Genomic DNA, 14,609 nt, shown 5'->3' on the forward strand with positions numbered 1-14,609 from the left:
CTTTCCGAAGCCTGGGAATGCAGCCTTTGCTGAAACTGGCACTGACTTTGCTATGTTTCAGTCATACCCGAACCGTTCAACTACCGGGAGGATGCGGCACCAGTCTCCGTCGCATCCTCCCACCCGGTTTCCCTGACTCATCCGGTTCAGCGAACGATGTTCCCGCGAAGGCAGGAACTCGGCGGAGCATAAAAAAGCGGCCCGGAAAACCGGACCGCCTCCAATCTCGCGCAAGAAAAGCTCAGTCGGCCAAGGCGACGCCCTGATCGGCCATCAACTGCTGCAATTCGCCGGCCTCATACATTTCCATCATGATGTCGCTGCCGCCGACAAATTCGCCCTTCACATAGAGCTGCGGAATGGTCGGCCAGTCGGAAAAAGCCTTGATCCCCTGACGGACGGCCTGATCCTGCAAGACGTCGACGCTTTCATAGGCGACGCCCAGATGCTCCAGGATCGCGATGGCGCGGCTGGAAAAGCCGCATTGCGGAAACAGCGGCGTGCCCTTCATGAAAAGCACAACGTCATTGCCAGTGACGATATCAGCAATCCGCTGCTGCACGGCGTCGGTCATTATCTGGTCCATTCCTGTCAGGCGCCGCAATCCGGCGCGCGCTTTGTCCGATGGCCGTTAATTGGGAACGGCAGTGGTGAGTTGCAAGGCATGAAGCACGCCGCCCATCCGCCCGCCGAGCGCGGCATAGACCGCCCGCTGCTGCGCGACGCGGCTCATGCCCCGGAAACTCTCCGCAACGACACGCGCCGCATAATGGTCGCCATCCCCGGCAAGGTCGGTGATCTCGACCTCCGCATCGGGGATCGCGGCGCGGATCATGTCCGCAATTTCGTCGGAGGCCATCGGCACGGCGGGAGGATCCTAACGCTTATTGGGCTTCGATGAACGTGCGGCGGGCGATGACCTGCTGCTCGTCCAGCGCGGCGCGGACGCCAGCCTCGTCGATCTCAATGCCGGCCTGGGTCATGTCGCCCAGCAGCTTGCGGATGACATCCTCGTCCCCCGCTTCCTCGAAATCGGCCTGCACGACCGCCTTGGCATAGGCGTCGGTCTCTTCGGGGGTCAGGCCCATTTTCACCGCTGCCCATTCTCCGAGCAGACGGTTGCGCCGCGCCTGGATGCGGAACTGCATCTCCTGGTCATGCGCGAACATGTTTTCAAAGGCCTTTTCGCGGTCGTCGAAGGTGGTCATGCCTGTGCCCTGTATAAAAAACGGATCGTCTCGTCCGAAATAGGAAGATCGGGATGCTTACGCAACGGCGGGAACGAGCCAAGGACGCATTCCGGCGTCCTTCGCCTCGAACGCGCCGATCGTGTCCGCCTGCCCCAGCGTGAGGCCGATCTCGTCCAGGCCGCCGAGCAGGCAATGCTTGCGGAACGGGTCGATCTCGAACTGGAAGCGGTCCTGGAACTGCGTCGTGACGGTCTGATGCTCCAGATCGACATGGATCGGGTCAGGAGTCCCATTGATTCCTTGGGCGACCTCCATCAGCCGGTCGATCGCCTCCTGCGGCAGCACCACCGTCAATATGCCGTTCTTGAACGCATTGCCGGAGAAAATGTCGGAGAAACTCGGCGCGATCACCACCTTGATGCCAAGATCCGCCAGCGCCCAGGCGGCATGTTCGCGGCTGGACCCGCACCCGAAATTGTCGCCCGCGATCAGGATCGGACTGCCCGCATAGTCGGGGTCGTCGAAGACATTGCCCGGTTCCTTGCGCAGCACTTCGAACGCGCCCTTGCCCAGACCCGCACGGCTGATGGTTTTCAACCAATGCGCCGGAATGACGATGTCGGTGTCGACATTCTTCATCCCGAACGGATAGGCCTTGCCGTCGACGATATTCAGCTTTTCCATCAATGCGCCTGCTTGCTCGCGTTTTTGACGGCGGAGCGATGCGAATCTTCCGCGCGCCCCAGGGTCGCCGCCATGGCGGCACTCGCCAGCGCACCTAGCGCCAGCAACCAGAAAACCTTTTTCATGCGACCGCCTCTCCCCTTTTTTCACCCAACAGTTCGCGCACGTCGGTGAGATGTCCGGTGATGGCGGCGGCAGCGGCCATGACGGGCGAGACGAGATGCGTCCGCGACCCCGGCCCCTGCCGGCCCATGAAATTGCGGTTGCTGGTCGACGCGCAGCGCTCGCCAGCGGGCACCTTGTCCGGATTCATGCCGAGACAGGCTGAGCAGCCCGGCTCACGCCATTCGAAACCGGCTTCGGTGAATATGCGGTCCAGCCCTTCGGCTTCCGCCTGGCGCTTGACCAGACCGGAACCGGGAACGACCATGGCGTGCTTGATGCCGCTGGCGATATGGCGGCCCTTGAGCAGCGTGGCCGCAGCGCGCAGATCCTCGATCCGGCTGTTGGTGCAGCTTCCGATGAAGATATGCTCGATCGCCACATCCTCCATCCGCTGCCCGGCGGTCAGGCCCATATAGTCGAGCGACTTCTGCGCGGCCGCCCGCTTGGAAGCGTCAGCAAAGCTCTCCGGATCGGGCACGACGCCCGTCACGGGCACCACATCCTCAGGGCTGGTGCCCCAGGTGACATTGGGCACAATGTCGGCGGCGTCGATCACGACGCTCTTGTCGAACACCGCGCCTTCGTCCGTCACCAGCGTCTTCCAATAGGCCAAGGCGGCATCCCAGTCCGCGCCCTTGGGCGCCATGGGGCGGCCCTTCAAATAGGCGAAGGTCTTCTCATCGGGCGCGAACAGGCCCGAGCGCGCGCCCGCCTCGATCGACATGTTGGCGACGGTCAGACGCCCCTCGATCGACATGTCGCGAAACACCGAACCGCGATATTCCATGACATAGCCGGTGCCGCCCGCCGTGCCGATGCGGCCGCAGATCGCCAGCGCCACATCCTTGGGCGTGACGCCATAGCCCAGCTCGCCCTCGACCACGACTTCCATCGTCTTGGACTGTTTCAGCAGCAGCGTCTGGGTGGCGAGCACATGCTCGACCTCCGACGTGCCGATGCCGAAGGCCAGCGCACCCAGCGCCCCATGCGAGCTGGTATGGCTGTCGCCGCACACCAGAGTGGTGCCCGGCAGGGTGAAGCCCTGCTCCGGCCCGACGACATGGACGATGCCCTGTTCCGCATCGGCGTCGCCAAAGTAACGGATGCCGAATTCGGGCGCATTCTTTTCCAGCGCGGCGAGTTGCTGTGCGCTTTCCGGATCAGCGATCGGAATGCGGTTGCCTGCCGCATCACGGCGCACCGTGGTCGGCAGGTTGTGATCCGGCACCGCCAGCGTCAGATCGGCGCGGCGCACCTTGCGGCCTGCAAGGCGCAGCCCTTCAAATGCCTGCGGACTCGTCACCTCATGCACGAGATGGCGATCGATATAGATCAGGCAGGTTCCGTCGGGACGGCGTTCGACGACGTGCGCGTCCCAAATCTTCTCATAGAGCGTGCGGGGCTTTACCATAGCCCTTCCCCCTAGACCCAGACAGGACGGGGGAAAAGGGGGAAAGCGGCCAATTTTTCCTGTTTTCGCAGATAGCCGCGCTGCGATGATGCAAGGTCAGACAGTTAGAGCATTTTCAAGTTGACCGTTGGCGGTCAACGGCTCGGAAAATGCGGCATCGAAAGAGTGGCGGCGCGATGATCCTCCACGATGCGCCCGGCGGCGCCGACTTCCGCTTCATGGCTTTCCTCGCGCCATGTTTCGGCCAGCGCCGCGCTTTCCCATTCCTGCAAAGCGGGCAGCGCCAGCATATGATCGACCCAGGCCATGGCGACCGGCCCGACGTCCAGCCCATAGGTCCGCACCCGGAACACCACTGGCGCGTAAAAAGCGTCGACGGCGGTAAAGGCGTCCCCGGCCAGAAAAGGCCCGCCGAAACGGGACAGCCCCTCCCCCCACAGCTCGGCAAGCCGGGCGATGTTCCGGTTGAGCGCGGGCGAAGGCAGATGCGGTTCCACCCGCACCCCGACATTCATCGGACAATCGTTGCGCAGCGCGGCAAAGCCGCTGTGCATTTCCGCGACGGCGCATTGCGCCCAGGCCCGCGCAGCCTCTTCCTGCGGCCAGACGCCGGGATGGCGGTCCGCCAGATAAAGGGTGATGCCGAGCGAATCCCAGGCGGTCCGGTCGCCGTCGATCAGCACCGGCACCTGACCCGTTGGCGAAAACTCACGAAAGGCCGCGTAATTTTCAGCGGCGGCGAAAGGCTCCATCCGGTCGGTGAACGGAATGCCCAGCACCTTCATCAGCACCCAGGGGCGCAGCGACCAGCTCGAATAATTCCGGTTGGCGGTGATGAGGGCGTAGGACATCGGCTTCTCCCCTTGTTGAAAGGCGCGCGAAGAATAAGCGCGTCCGCTTAGGGACAAAAGCCGGAACGAGCGAGGGTCACACAAGCTGCGCTTATGAAAAAACGGCCCGGGGCATGCAGCTCCGGGCCGTCCAGTCCTTCCACCCTGATCGCGAGGCTTGCACCCCCACGACCCGGACTTGTCAGCAGCTTTCAGGCTGCAAGCTGGTTACCTCTCGGCCTTTAGGCCGCGAACTGGTTCCCCCGCGGCCTTTAGGCCGCAAACTGATTCATCGTGTTGTGCACGCCGCCAGCCTTCAGCGCCGCTTCACCCGCGAAATACTCCTTGTGATCGTCACCAATGTCGGAGCCCGACATGTTCTGGTGCTTGACGCAAGCGATGCCCTGGCGGATTTCCTTGCGCTGGACGCCCTCGACATAGCCGAGCATGCCCGCCTCACCGAAATATTCCTTGGCCAGATTGTCGGTCGACAAGGCAGCCGTGTGATAGGTCGGCAGGGTGATGAGGTGATGGAAGATGCCGGCCCGCGCCGCCGCATCCTTCTGGAAGGTGCGGATCTTCTCATCGGCCTCCCGGCCCAGATCGGTCGCGTCATAATCCGCGCTCATCAGCTTCGCCCGGTCATAGGCGCTGACATCCTTGCCCTCGGCGGCCCAGCTATCGAACACCTGCTGGCGGAAGTTCAGCGTCCAGTTGAAGCTGGGCGAGTTGTTGTAAACCAGCTTCGCATTGGGCACGACTTCGCGGATGCGGTCGACCATGCCGGCGATCTGCTCGACATGCGGCTTTTCCGTTTCGATCCACAGCAGATCCGCGCCGTTCTGGAGCGAGGTGATGCAGTCGAGAACGCAGCGATCCTCGCCAGTGCCGGTGCGGAACTGGAAGAGGTTCGACGGCAGGCGCTTCGGACGGAACAGCTTGCCCTCACGAGCCAGAACGACATCGCCGCGCAGGCTGTTGATGTCCGTCACCTCCTCGACATCAAGGAAGCTGTTATACTGGTCGCCCAGGTCGCCATCTTCCTTGCTGTAGGCGATCTGCTTGGTCAGGCCTGCGCCGAGCGAGTCGGTGCGGGCGACGATGATGCCGTCATCAATGCCCAGTTCCAGGAAGGCGTAGCGGACAGCGCGGATCTTCGCGATGAAGTCCTCATGCGGCACGGTAACCTTGCCATCCTGGTGGCCACACTGCTTTTCGTCCGAGACCTGATTCTCGATCTGGATGCAGCAGGCACCCGCCTCGATGAACTTCTTGGCGAGCAGATAGGTCGCCTCGGCATTGCCGAACCCGGCGTCGATGTCCGCGACGATCGGAACGACATGGGTTTCGTAATTGTCGATGTCGTGCTGAATCTTCTGCGCCTTGACCTCGTCACCGGCCTCGCGGGCGGCATCCAGATCGCGGAACATCATGCCCAACTCGCGGGCGTCGGCCTGCTTGAGGAAGGTGTAGAGTTCCTCGATCAGCGCAGGAACGCTGGTCTTTTCATGCATCGACTGGTCGGGCAGCGGACCGAATTCGCTGCGCAGCGCCGCGACCATCCAGCCGGACAGGTACAGATAACGGCCCTTGGTCGTGCCGAAATGCTTCTTGATGCTGATCATCTTCTGCTGACCGATGAAACCGTGCCAGCAGCCCAGCGACTGGGTGTAATTGGCCGGATCGGCATCATAGGCCGCCATGTCGCGGCGCATGATCCCGGCGGTGTAGCGCGCGATGTCGAGGCCGGTGTGGAAACGGTTCTGGAGGCGCATGCGAGCGACCGATTCGGCCGCGATGCCGTCCCAATGGCCCTGGCCCTCGATGGCGGTGCCAGCCTTCGTGATTTCCTGTTGGTAGGTCATGCTCAGTCCTTGATCGCTCGATGGGGAATGAAGCCGACCTAATCGCCTTTTGTGCAGCGCGGCAGAGGGCGCGAAGTTCAGTTGTAGAACTTTACAAGATTTGCGTGTAAAGTTGTAAAGGCTGCACAGGAGCGCTTTACGAGATGGCCAAGGATCGTCCGGTTTACATGGGCCCGCGCCTGCGCAGGCTGCGCCGCGAGCTGGGCCTGACCCAGGCGGACATGGCGGCGGATCTGGAGATTTCCGCCAGCTATGTCGCCCTGCTGGAGCGCAACCAGCGGCCCTTGACCGCCGACATGCTGCTGCGCCTCGCCCGCACATACAAGATGGACATGAGCGAACTGGCGGGCGACGGCGGCGCGGAGCAGACGGCGCGTTTGCAGGCGGTGCTGAAGGATCCGATGTTCGCGGACATCGACCTGCCCACGCTGGCGACCGGGGATGTTGCGGTCAATTATCCCGGCATTACCGAAGCCCTGTTGCGGTTGCACACCGCCTATCGCGAGGAGCAACTTGCGCTGGCCGATAGAGATGCGGGATCAACGGGCATGGAGGGGGAGGATGCCGCCGAAGCGCCCGATCCCGTGGCCGAATCGCGACGCTTTCTGGGCGCGAGACGGAACAGCTTTCCCCTGCTGGACGATGCCGGGGAAAAGCTGGGTCAAGAGGTCGAGGCGGCGGGCGGCCTCTCCGGCTGGCTGAAGACAAAGCATAATCTGCGCGTCCGGCGCTTGCCTTCGGATGTCATGGCGGGGTCGATGCGGCGGCTGGACCGGCATCGCGACGCGGTGCTGCTGGACGATGCGCTGGACGGGGCGAGCACGCAATTCCAACTGGCGCTGCAAATCGCCTATCTGGAGATGCGCCGCGATTTCGACGCGGTGCTGAAGGATGGCCAATTCGCCAGCGAAAGCGGCCGGAGGCTGACCCGGCGGGCGCTCGCCAGCTATGGCGCGGCGGCGATCCTGATGCCCTATACCGCCTTCGCCAAGGCGGTGGAGGCGCGGCGTTATGACGTGGAGGCGCTGGCCCGGCAGTTCGGCACGAGTTTCGAACAGACCGCGCACCGCCTCACCACGCTACAAAAGCCGGGACAGGAGCGCGTTCCCTTCTTTTTCCTGCGCGTCGACCATGCGGGCAATGTCAGCAAAAGGCTGGACAGCGCGGGCTTTCCCTTCGCCCGCCACGGGGGCTCCTGTCCGCTCTGGTCGGTGCATCATGCCTTTGAGCGGCCTCGCGAATTGCTGACGCAATGGCTGGAATTGCCGGACGGGCAGCGCTTCTTTTCGATTGCGCGGACGGTGACGGCAGGGGGTGGCGGATGGGGCGTGCCGAAGATCGAGCGGGCGATCGCGCTGTGCTGCGCGGCGGAACATGCCCATCGGCTGATCTATACGGCGGGCGAAACGCCGTCTGAACCAACCCCGATCGGCGTCACTTGCCGCCTGTGCCATCGCAGCCAGTGCATGGCGCGATCCGCCCCGCCGATCGGGCGCGACATGCTGCCGGAGGATTTCCGGCGGACTCACGCGCCTTTCGGGTTTGCGGACGGGTAATCCGGGATGACGGCCGATCGTGGCGGGTCCGGCTGACCTGAGCCGGACCCGTCCGCCCCTTTTTCCTTTTAGCGCGGATCAGACCCGCGCAAATCATCCTGTCTCAATCGCGAGACGGAGGGCGCCATGCGATGATCGACCGGCTCATGGACCAAGTCATCGAACAGAGCGCGATAATGGATCATCGCCCGGCGGAGATCTTCCGTATCGGCTTCGCCCCGCGCATGGCGAATGGCGATGTCATGGGCGGAGCGGTAATTCTGGACCACTTCCGGATGGTCGACGGAAAGGTCGGCGGAGCGCTGCTCGAAGTCAGCGATCGGATAACCGCGCACCTCCATCACTTCGGTCAGCAGCACGTCGGCCCGCGACACCGCGCCTTGGGGATCGTCGACGAACTGCGCCTGGACCCGCACCCAGGCATCGGTGAAGGCGTCGGCCTGCTGCGGCGAAAGCGGACGGATGGTGAAGGCGGCGACGCGCTTCTCGCGCTCCTGCAATTCCGCCTCGGCCTTGCGCGGGCTGCCGGTCATTTCCACGGTCCGGCCATATTCCGGGCCGAATTTGGCGCGCAGATTGGCGCGGCGGCGGTTGGTGACGATCATGACGGCAATTGCGGCGACCAGAACAAGGGCCAGAAGCGCCAAACCGGCTTCCAGCGGGGTCAGAGTGACCATGACATCTCTCTCCTCGCGGCCCTTGGAAAGCCGCAATCGACGCCCGCCGCCTGCAAGGGATCAACCAGTGTTGGCGGGCTTTGTTCCGGCTGTTTCCGGGCCTTCGGAAGAAGAGAAGGCTAACCCTCTATAAGATCGAGATAAGCCACGACGTCATTGTCCGTGGCGAGAAACAGGCCGTCCTGCATATCCTGCGGCTGTTGCCCGGCAATCAGCATCGCTTCGCTCAAGGGACCGTAGAACAGGGTTGTCGCCGCGCCGCCCCCATCGGCGTCGCTGAGATGATAAAGGCGAACGGTGGCCGAATTATAGGTGGTGCGCATGAGCAGGATTATCGGCCCGGCGATACCGTTGCGCAAGTCGGATGCATTCTTGGGTGGAGAGTGGACGTTCTGTTTCGCGCTGCTTTTCTTGAAGCGCATCGTGCTCCTGCGAAGGCAGGAGCCCAGTTCCTACGGTGCGATGATCCACAAGCGGCGGAACTGGGTTCCTGCCTTCGCAGGAACACGTATCACTTTAATGGCTTGCATTGGCCAAAATCGCTCAGCGCCGATCCGTGACCTTGATGCCGCTCGCCAGCCGGTTCGGGCCGATCTTCACCGCATCGTCGGTAAAATTGGCGACGAAGCTGCTGCTGCGCTGGAGCCCCGGCACGAAGGAGGCGCTGTTGTTGGCGATGGAGAGATTGGCGCTGTCCTGCTCTCGGCCTTCAGGCGCGACAGTGATGAAGGCGCTGTAATTGTCCTTATCCTTGCCCTGCACCATTTCATTGCCGCTGATCGTGCCGCTGGCCCCATTGGACAGATCGATCATATAGTTGGTGAGCCGCCCCGCGCTGTCGTCGAAACTGTTGTCGGTGATGGTGACGTGCGGCGTCCGTGTCTTGAGATAATGGCCGCCATCCCCCTGATCGAAACGCGAATGGGTGACGGTCAGACTGGCATAACGGCCCACATAAATGCCGTGCGCGCAGGCAAGGTCACGGTCGCAGCGGCCCAGATGGCGGAAGGTCGATTTGTCGATCTGCACGCTGTTGCCCGGCGCATCGCCCGTCAAAATGCCTTCCTCGCTGTTGCGGAACAGGCTGTTGGCGACGGTCAGATTGCCGCTTTCCAGCCGGATGCCCGCGCCATTGCCGTCGGGCACGCGCAGATTCTGGAAGATGAGGCCGTCGATCGCGCTCGTCCGGCCACGCAGGACAAGCGCGGCCTTTTCCTCGCACGCCACCCCGTCGAGGATCGCGGTGCCGGGTTTCTGCGCGCGGATGGTGAGGTCGCCCCCCTGCTGCACCGCGCATTGGGCGTAGCTGCCGGGCGCCACCAATATGGTGCCGCGGCCATTGCCGATCGCCTTGATCGCATCGCTGAGCGTCGCATAGCTGCGCCCGCTTTCGGCCACGGTGAAGGGCGAGGCAACGCCCTGCGCCAGCGCGGTTGCCGCCACGGCGGCGGACAGGAGCAGGACGGTCGAGAAGAGGCGCATAACGAAAGTTATAGAGACACAGGAGCCATCAGCAATGCGGAGTCATGGTTAACGAAATATTGTTCCGCTATGGGACAGCCGGGAAACCGCCCTTGCATCGACCGGGACGGTTGGATTTCATGACCTTTCGTCCGCGCGCAAAAGGCACGTCATGATGGTTGGCGCGGACGCGGTTGCGGGTTAAGCCTTATCCGGACATGATTTCCGGCCGCCCCTGCTCGCCTTTTGCCTGCCTGACCCTGGGCGGGGCCGCCCTGATGGCGGCGATACTTGGCGGCTGTTCGGACGAAGGCAGCGGAACGGTGACGGTCAGTGTCGTGGGCGCCCCCGCCGATTTCGCCAAACCGCTGGAGAATCTGCCCGATCCCGGCGCGAAACTGTTCCTGGAAACCACTGCGCAGGGATTGGTGGCGTTCGACGCAAGTGGGGAGATATTGCCGGCGCTGGCCCAACGCTGGATCGTCGAGGATGACGGGCGCAGTTATATCTTCCGCCTGCGCCGCGCCTTCTGGCCGGACGGCAGCAAGGTGATGGCGAAGGATGTCGGGCGGCTGCTGATGGCGCGGATAGAGGCGCTGCGGCGGCTGGACCCGGCCGGGCCGCTGGACGCGGTGCAGGATGTCGTGGCGATGACCGGCGAAGTGATCGAAATCCGCCTTGCCGCGCCGCGCCCCTATGTGCTGCAGATGCTGGCCCAGCCCCAGATGGCGATCCTGTCGCGCGACGGGGGCACCGGCCCCTATCGCCGCGCGATGCGGGGCAAGGCGCTGGTGCTGACGCCGGTGGAGCGGGCGACGAACGAATCCGGGGACGAATTGCCGGTGCCCACCTGGCAGACCCGGATCGTCCGGGCAGAGCGGGCGGCGCTGGCCATCACCCGCTTTCAGCAGGGGAAATCCGCGCTGGTGCTGGGCGGGCGCTTTTCCGACCTGCCGCTGCTGGTTCCTGCCGGAGTCGACCGGGACGATGTGCGGATCGATCCGGTGCAGGGGCTGTTGGGGCTGGCGATAACCGGCCAGGACGGGGACAGGGGCAAGCTGCTGGACGATGACGGCGTGCGGCGGGCGATCAACATGGCGATCGACCGCAGCCAGTTGCCGGTGATGTTCCCGGTCGGCGGATGGGCCACGACCGAGCAGATCGTGCCGGGGCAGCTCGACCTGCCTGTGCCGCCCGCCGTGCCCGACTGGACAGGGCTGTCGCAGGAGGATCGCTGGGCGCAAGGGCAGGCGGTCATGAAACGCTGGCGCAGCGAGCATGGCGATCCGCCGGTGCTGCGCGTCGCGCTGCCCAAGGGGCCGGGCGCGACCATGCTGTTCGGATTGGTGCGGTATGATCTCGGCATGATCGGGCTGGCGGTCGAGCGGGTCGACATGACGGCGGATGCCGACCTGCGGCTGGTCGATGAGGTCGCCGCCTATGATAGCGCGCTGTGGTATCTGGGCCGGATCGGCTGCGCGCGGAAAGTGCATTGTTCGCCGCAAGCGGACGCGCAATTGCAGGCGGCGAGCCTCGCCAGCAGCCTGGAGGAACGCATGGCGCGGGTGGCGCAGGCCGAAGCGCTGATGCAGGCGCATAACGGCTTCGTCGCCTTGGGCGCGCCGGTTCGCTGGTCGCTGGTGGCGCGGCGGCTGACGGGCTTCATGGCCTCGCCACGGGCGCGACACCCATTGAACCATCTGTTCAAGAGCACCAATTAAGCTTGCTGGAGGACAAGATGATGGCGATTTCGCAGAACCAGTTCGACCGGATCGTGCGCGACATGCCGGGGTTCGGCCGCGATCCCGCCTCGGTGCGCAAGCGGATCGAGGCGATGGAGGCGCTGCTGGAGGGGCTGTTCGTGCTGCCCGGCACCAACCGGCGCGTCGGGCTGGACAGTCTGGTGGGATTGATCCCGGTGGTGGGCGATTTCGCCACGGCGGCGATGGGCGCATGGATGGTGTGGGAGGCGCGCAATCTGGGCATGTCGAAATGGCAACTCACCCGCATGGCGGCCAATGTCGGCTTCGATACGCTGATCGGCGCCATTCCCTTCGCCGGGGATATTTTCGACTTTTTCTACAAGTCCAACACAAAGAATCTGCGGATCATCCGCAAGCATCTGGACAGGCATCACCCCTCGACGGTGGTGATCGACGGTTAGCCTCCTTCGCCGCTGACGGATGGGAACGTCGCTCCTAATTCTCCGGCAATTCGGCATTGGGATCGAGGTGCAGGATCAGGCCGGACCGACTTGTCGGCGCAGGCTTGGTCCGCTTCGGATTGGGAATATTCGGACCGGGCGCGATGCGCAGACTGGCCCGGTTGCTTGCCCCACCCTGATGCTTCGGGCAGCGGGCGAACTCCAACACCTTGTCCATGCAGAGCCAGACCTCGCTCAGCCGATTGTCGCGTGTCGTGGTGACGCGCATCATATCGGCCCGCATCCCCTTGTTGACGGCGGCGAAGGCCTCGGCAAACCGTCCCACCGTCAGCGTCTTGCGGCGGGCCAGCGCGGCCATATCGGGATAGCGGATCGACTGGTATAAGGCGCGAGAGAGATTGAAATAGAGTTCCGGCTTCGTCGTCATGCAGGTGCCATGCTTCGCCCATTCATGCTGGAGCAACTGGGTCGAAGGGGTGACGCAGAGATTCTGCCGGATCACAGGACGCGGCAGCAGGTCGGTCGCGCGGCAATATTGCGGCCAGTCCTTGCCCATGCCATCGGGCCAAAGACCGTGCAGGGTGAAGCCGAAACGCCCGTTGCGGCCGCTGCACTGGAAGGCATCGTCGGCACCCACGGCACCGGCACAATATTGCGGCGACCAGGAGAGAGCCAACGTATAGCCGCCTATGGGCAGCAGACGTCGGCCCTGACTCTCGCTCGGCAAATCCGGGCGCGGGCGGGGCATCCGCGCTGGCAGGTGGCACTGTGCCGCCTGCGCCAGAGCGCTCGCGGGCGCCGCGAGCAGGAGCGGCAGCAGCACAAATTTAAGCAAAAAGCCCACCCCCTATGCGAAAGCGAAATCCAGGCCGATATCGGCGGCCGGAGCCGACTGGGTCAGACGGCCGACGCTGATATAGGTGACGCCGGTTTCCGCCTTTGCGCGGATGGTTTCCAGCGTCACGCCGCCCGACGCCTCGGTGGGAACGCGGCCGCCGACCAGTGTGACGGCGCCGCGCAAGGTGGGCGCATCCATATTGTCGAGGAGGAGATGGGTGGCTCCGGCGGCAAGCGCCGGTTCGATCTGGTCGATACGGTCGACCTCCACGATGATGCTGGCGATGCCGGCGGCGGCGGCGCGGCGGACGGCCTCCTCGACCGATCCGGCGACGGCGACATGATTGTCCTTGATCATCGCGGCATCCCACAGGCCCATGCGGTGATTGGTCGCGCCGCCCATGCGGGTCGCATATTTTTCCAATATGCGCAGGCCCGGAATGGTCTTGCGCGTGTCGAGCAGGGTCGTGCCGGTGCCCAGGATCGCGTCGACATAAGCGCGGGTCATGGTGGCGATGCCGCTCAGATGCTGGACGGTGTTAAGCGCGGACCGCTCGGCGGTCAGCATGGCGCGGGCCTTGCCCCGGATGCGCATGATGTCGGTGCCCGCCGCCACGCGGTCGCCATCCTGTTTCAGCAGTTCGACCTCCACATCGGGGTCGAGCACGCGGAAGAAGGCGGCGGCGATCGGCAGGCCCGCCAGCGTCACGGCGTCACGGCTGTCCATCACGCCATCGAAGATCGCATCGCCGGGAATCACCGCCTCGCTGGTGACGTCGCGGCCATCGGGGCCGAGATCCTCCGCCAGGGTGGAAGCGATGAAGGCGTCGAGATCGAAGCCAGGGAGCGAAAAGGAGTAAGAATCAGCGGTCATGCCGAGCGATGTGGCATAGTCGCCGGGCGGTTGACAGTCCCAGATTCATTATATAGCCTATTAGCTATATAGATGGAGAGCGTTATTTTGCAGCCTACACAGCTCGACCGGATTTTCAGCGCCCTGGCCGATCCCACGCGCCGCGCGATCCTCAGCCGCCTTGCAAAAGGCGAAGCGACCGTGAATGCGCTGGTCGAGCCGTCCGGCCTCAGCCAGCCGACCGTTTCCAAGCATCTGAAGATATTGGAGCAGGCGGGCCTCGTGTCGCGGGGACGGGCCGCGCAGACCCGTCCAGTACGGCTGGAACCCGCTCCGCTTCGGGCGGCGGCGCACTGGCTGGGCGATTATGAGGTCTTCTGGAACGCCAGCTACGACCGGCTGGAAACCTATCTGAATGGAGAGGAATCATGAGCGACGAACCGCAATCCGTCCGCGAGATTTTCATCACCCGGCTGATCGACGCCCCCGCCCATCTGGTCTTCGCCGCCCATGCCGATCCGGTCCATGTGAAGCGCTGGTTCGGGCCGGTGGGCTGGCCGCTCACCAAATGCGAGATGGATTTTCGGGTGGGAGGCCGCTTCCGGTTCCAGATGACCAGCGATGAGGGCGAGCCGGGACCACCCTTTGGCGGCACCTATCTGGAGATCGTTCCCCATCGCCGCATCCGCTACGACAATAGTTTCGAGGAACCGGGATCGCCGGTGATGGTGACGACGATCAGCTTTGACGAGGATGCGGAGGGGCGCACGCTGCTCACCCATCACACCGTCTTCGAAAGCAAGGCGATGCGGGACGATTATCTGGGTCAGGGCTTCGAGGAAGGGACGAACAGCGGACTCGACCAGTTGGAAGAGGTCGTAGCGGAATTGGTGGCGGAAATGGGCGGGGGCTGATC

The 14,609-nt window shown here is 63.8% G+C and carries 18 protein-coding genes; 5 read left to right on the forward strand and 13 right to left on the reverse strand.

Annotation, left to right across the window (positions count from 1 at the left end; translation table 11 throughout):
* Positions 1-241: 241 nt before the first annotated feature.
* From grxD to VVT58_RS09475, 8 genes are all read right to left on the reverse strand, one after another.
* Complete coding sequence (gene grxD / locus VVT58_RS09440) at positions 242-574, reverse strand: Grx4 family monothiol glutaredoxin (protein ID WP_087575439.1); 333 nt, start codon at positions 572-574, stop codon at positions 242-244.
* A 57-nt stretch (positions 575-631) separates the two neighbouring features.
* Entirely contained in the window at positions 632-865 is a 234-nt protein-coding gene (locus VVT58_RS09445; RefSeq protein ID WP_066555170.1) for a BolA/IbaG family iron-sulfur metabolism protein, read from the reverse strand.
* Between the two features lie 19 nt (positions 866-884).
* The gene (locus tag VVT58_RS09450; RefSeq protein WP_066555168.1) at positions 885-1,208 is read right to left on the reverse strand and encodes a DUF1476 domain-containing protein; all 324 of its coding nucleotides are present in this window, start codon (positions 1,206-1,208) and stop codon (positions 885-887) included.
* Positions 1,209-1,265: 57 nt separating this feature from the next.
* A complete protein-coding gene (gene leuD / locus VVT58_RS09455) occupies positions 1,266-1,874 on the reverse strand; it encodes a 3-isopropylmalate dehydratase small subunit (protein ID WP_327752659.1) in 609 nt (202 codons plus the stop codon).
* Positions 1,874-1,999 (reverse strand): hypothetical protein, encoded by a 126-nt coding sequence (locus tag VVT58_RS09460; protein WP_254911578.1) that lies wholly within the window; start codon positions 1,997-1,999, stop codon positions 1,874-1,876. Before VVT58_RS09460 ends, leuD begins: the two co-directional genes overlap by 1 nt.
* Entirely contained in the window at positions 1,996-3,450 is a 1,455-nt protein-coding gene (gene leuC / locus VVT58_RS09465; RefSeq protein ID WP_327752658.1) for a 3-isopropylmalate dehydratase large subunit, read from the reverse strand. Before leuC ends, VVT58_RS09460 begins: the two co-directional genes overlap by 4 nt.
* A 134-nt stretch (positions 3,451-3,584) precedes the next feature.
* A complete protein-coding gene (locus VVT58_RS09470; RefSeq protein WP_327752657.1) occupies positions 3,585-4,301 on the reverse strand; it encodes a glutathione S-transferase family protein in 717 nt (238 codons plus the stop codon).
* Positions 4,302-4,552: 251 nt separating this feature from the next.
* Positions 4,553-6,145 (reverse strand): isocitrate lyase, encoded by a 1,593-nt coding sequence (locus VVT58_RS09475; RefSeq protein WP_327752656.1) that lies wholly within the window; start codon positions 6,143-6,145, stop codon positions 4,553-4,555.
* 143 nt (positions 6,146-6,288) lie between these two features.
* Here VVT58_RS09475 and VVT58_RS09480 point away from each other — a divergent pair, with 143 nt between their 5' ends.
* A complete protein-coding gene (locus VVT58_RS09480; RefSeq protein ID WP_066555153.1) occupies positions 6,289-7,701 on the forward strand; it encodes a short-chain fatty acyl-CoA regulator family protein in 1,413 nt (470 codons plus the stop codon).
* 68 nt (positions 7,702-7,769) lie between these two features.
* On the opposite strand, the gene VVT58_RS09485 is transcribed toward VVT58_RS09480, so the two are convergent.
* The 3 genes from VVT58_RS09485 to VVT58_RS09495 all read right to left on the reverse strand — a co-directional run bounded on the left by VVT58_RS09485 (position 7,770) and on the right by VVT58_RS09495 (position 9,860).
* Positions 7,770-8,378 carry a hypothetical protein gene (locus VVT58_RS09485; RefSeq protein ID WP_327752655.1) on the reverse strand — a complete coding sequence of 203 codons (609 nt, stop codon included), beginning with the start codon at positions 8,376-8,378 and terminating at the stop codon, positions 7,770-7,772.
* 119 nt (positions 8,379-8,497) lie between these two features.
* On the reverse strand, positions 8,498-8,701 hold the full coding sequence (locus tag VVT58_RS09490; RefSeq protein ID WP_066561435.1) for a hypothetical protein: 204 nt from the start codon (positions 8,699-8,701) through the stop codon (positions 8,498-8,500).
* Between the two features lie 220 nt (positions 8,702-8,921).
* Positions 8,922-9,860, reverse strand: a complete 939-nt coding sequence (locus tag VVT58_RS09495) for a right-handed parallel beta-helix repeat-containing protein (RefSeq protein ID WP_327752654.1) — start codon at positions 9,858-9,860, stop codon at positions 8,922-8,924.
* Positions 9,861-10,117: 257 nt separating this feature from the next.
* On the opposite strand from VVT58_RS09495, the gene VVT58_RS09500 reads away from it, so the two are divergent.
* Both VVT58_RS09500 and VVT58_RS09505 read left to right on the forward strand, forming a co-directional pair.
* The gene (locus VVT58_RS09500; protein ID WP_327752653.1) at positions 10,118-11,560 is read left to right on the forward strand and encodes an ABC transporter substrate-binding protein; all 1,443 of its coding nucleotides are present in this window, start codon (positions 10,118-10,120) and stop codon (positions 11,558-11,560) included.
* A 20-nt stretch (positions 11,561-11,580) separates the two neighbouring features.
* Positions 11,581-12,003, forward strand: a complete 423-nt coding sequence (locus VVT58_RS09505) for a DUF4112 domain-containing protein (RefSeq protein ID WP_087575299.1) — start codon at positions 11,581-11,583, stop codon at positions 12,001-12,003.
* Positions 12,004-12,037: 34 nt separating this feature from the next.
* Here VVT58_RS09505 and VVT58_RS09510 read toward each other — a convergent pair whose 3' ends face one another.
* A complete protein-coding gene (locus tag VVT58_RS09510) occupies positions 12,038-12,838 on the reverse strand; it encodes a ribonuclease T2 (protein ID WP_327752652.1) in 801 nt (266 codons plus the stop codon).
* Between the two features lie 12 nt (positions 12,839-12,850).
* Positions 12,851-13,714: a carboxylating nicotinate-nucleotide diphosphorylase gene (gene nadC / locus VVT58_RS09515; RefSeq protein ID WP_327752651.1), complete on the reverse strand. Its 864-nt coding sequence runs from the start codon at positions 13,712-13,714 to the stop codon at positions 12,851-12,853.
* A gap of 87 nt (positions 13,715-13,801) precedes the next feature.
* Here nadC and VVT58_RS09520 point away from each other — a divergent pair, with 87 nt between their 5' ends.
* Complete coding sequence (locus VVT58_RS09520) at positions 13,802-14,125, forward strand: metalloregulator ArsR/SmtB family transcription factor (RefSeq protein WP_327752650.1); 324 nt, start codon at positions 13,802-13,804, stop codon at positions 14,123-14,125.
* A complete protein-coding gene (locus VVT58_RS09525) occupies positions 14,122-14,607 on the forward strand; it encodes an SRPBCC domain-containing protein (protein WP_327752649.1) in 486 nt (161 codons plus the stop codon). Before VVT58_RS09520 ends, VVT58_RS09525 begins: the two co-directional genes overlap by 4 nt.
* Positions 14,608-14,609 lie beyond the last annotated feature (2 nt).

Source organism: Sphingobium sp. SJ10-10, assembly GCF_036038995.2.
Taxonomy (GTDB): Bacteria; Pseudomonadota; Alphaproteobacteria; order Sphingomonadales; family Sphingomonadaceae; genus Sphingobium.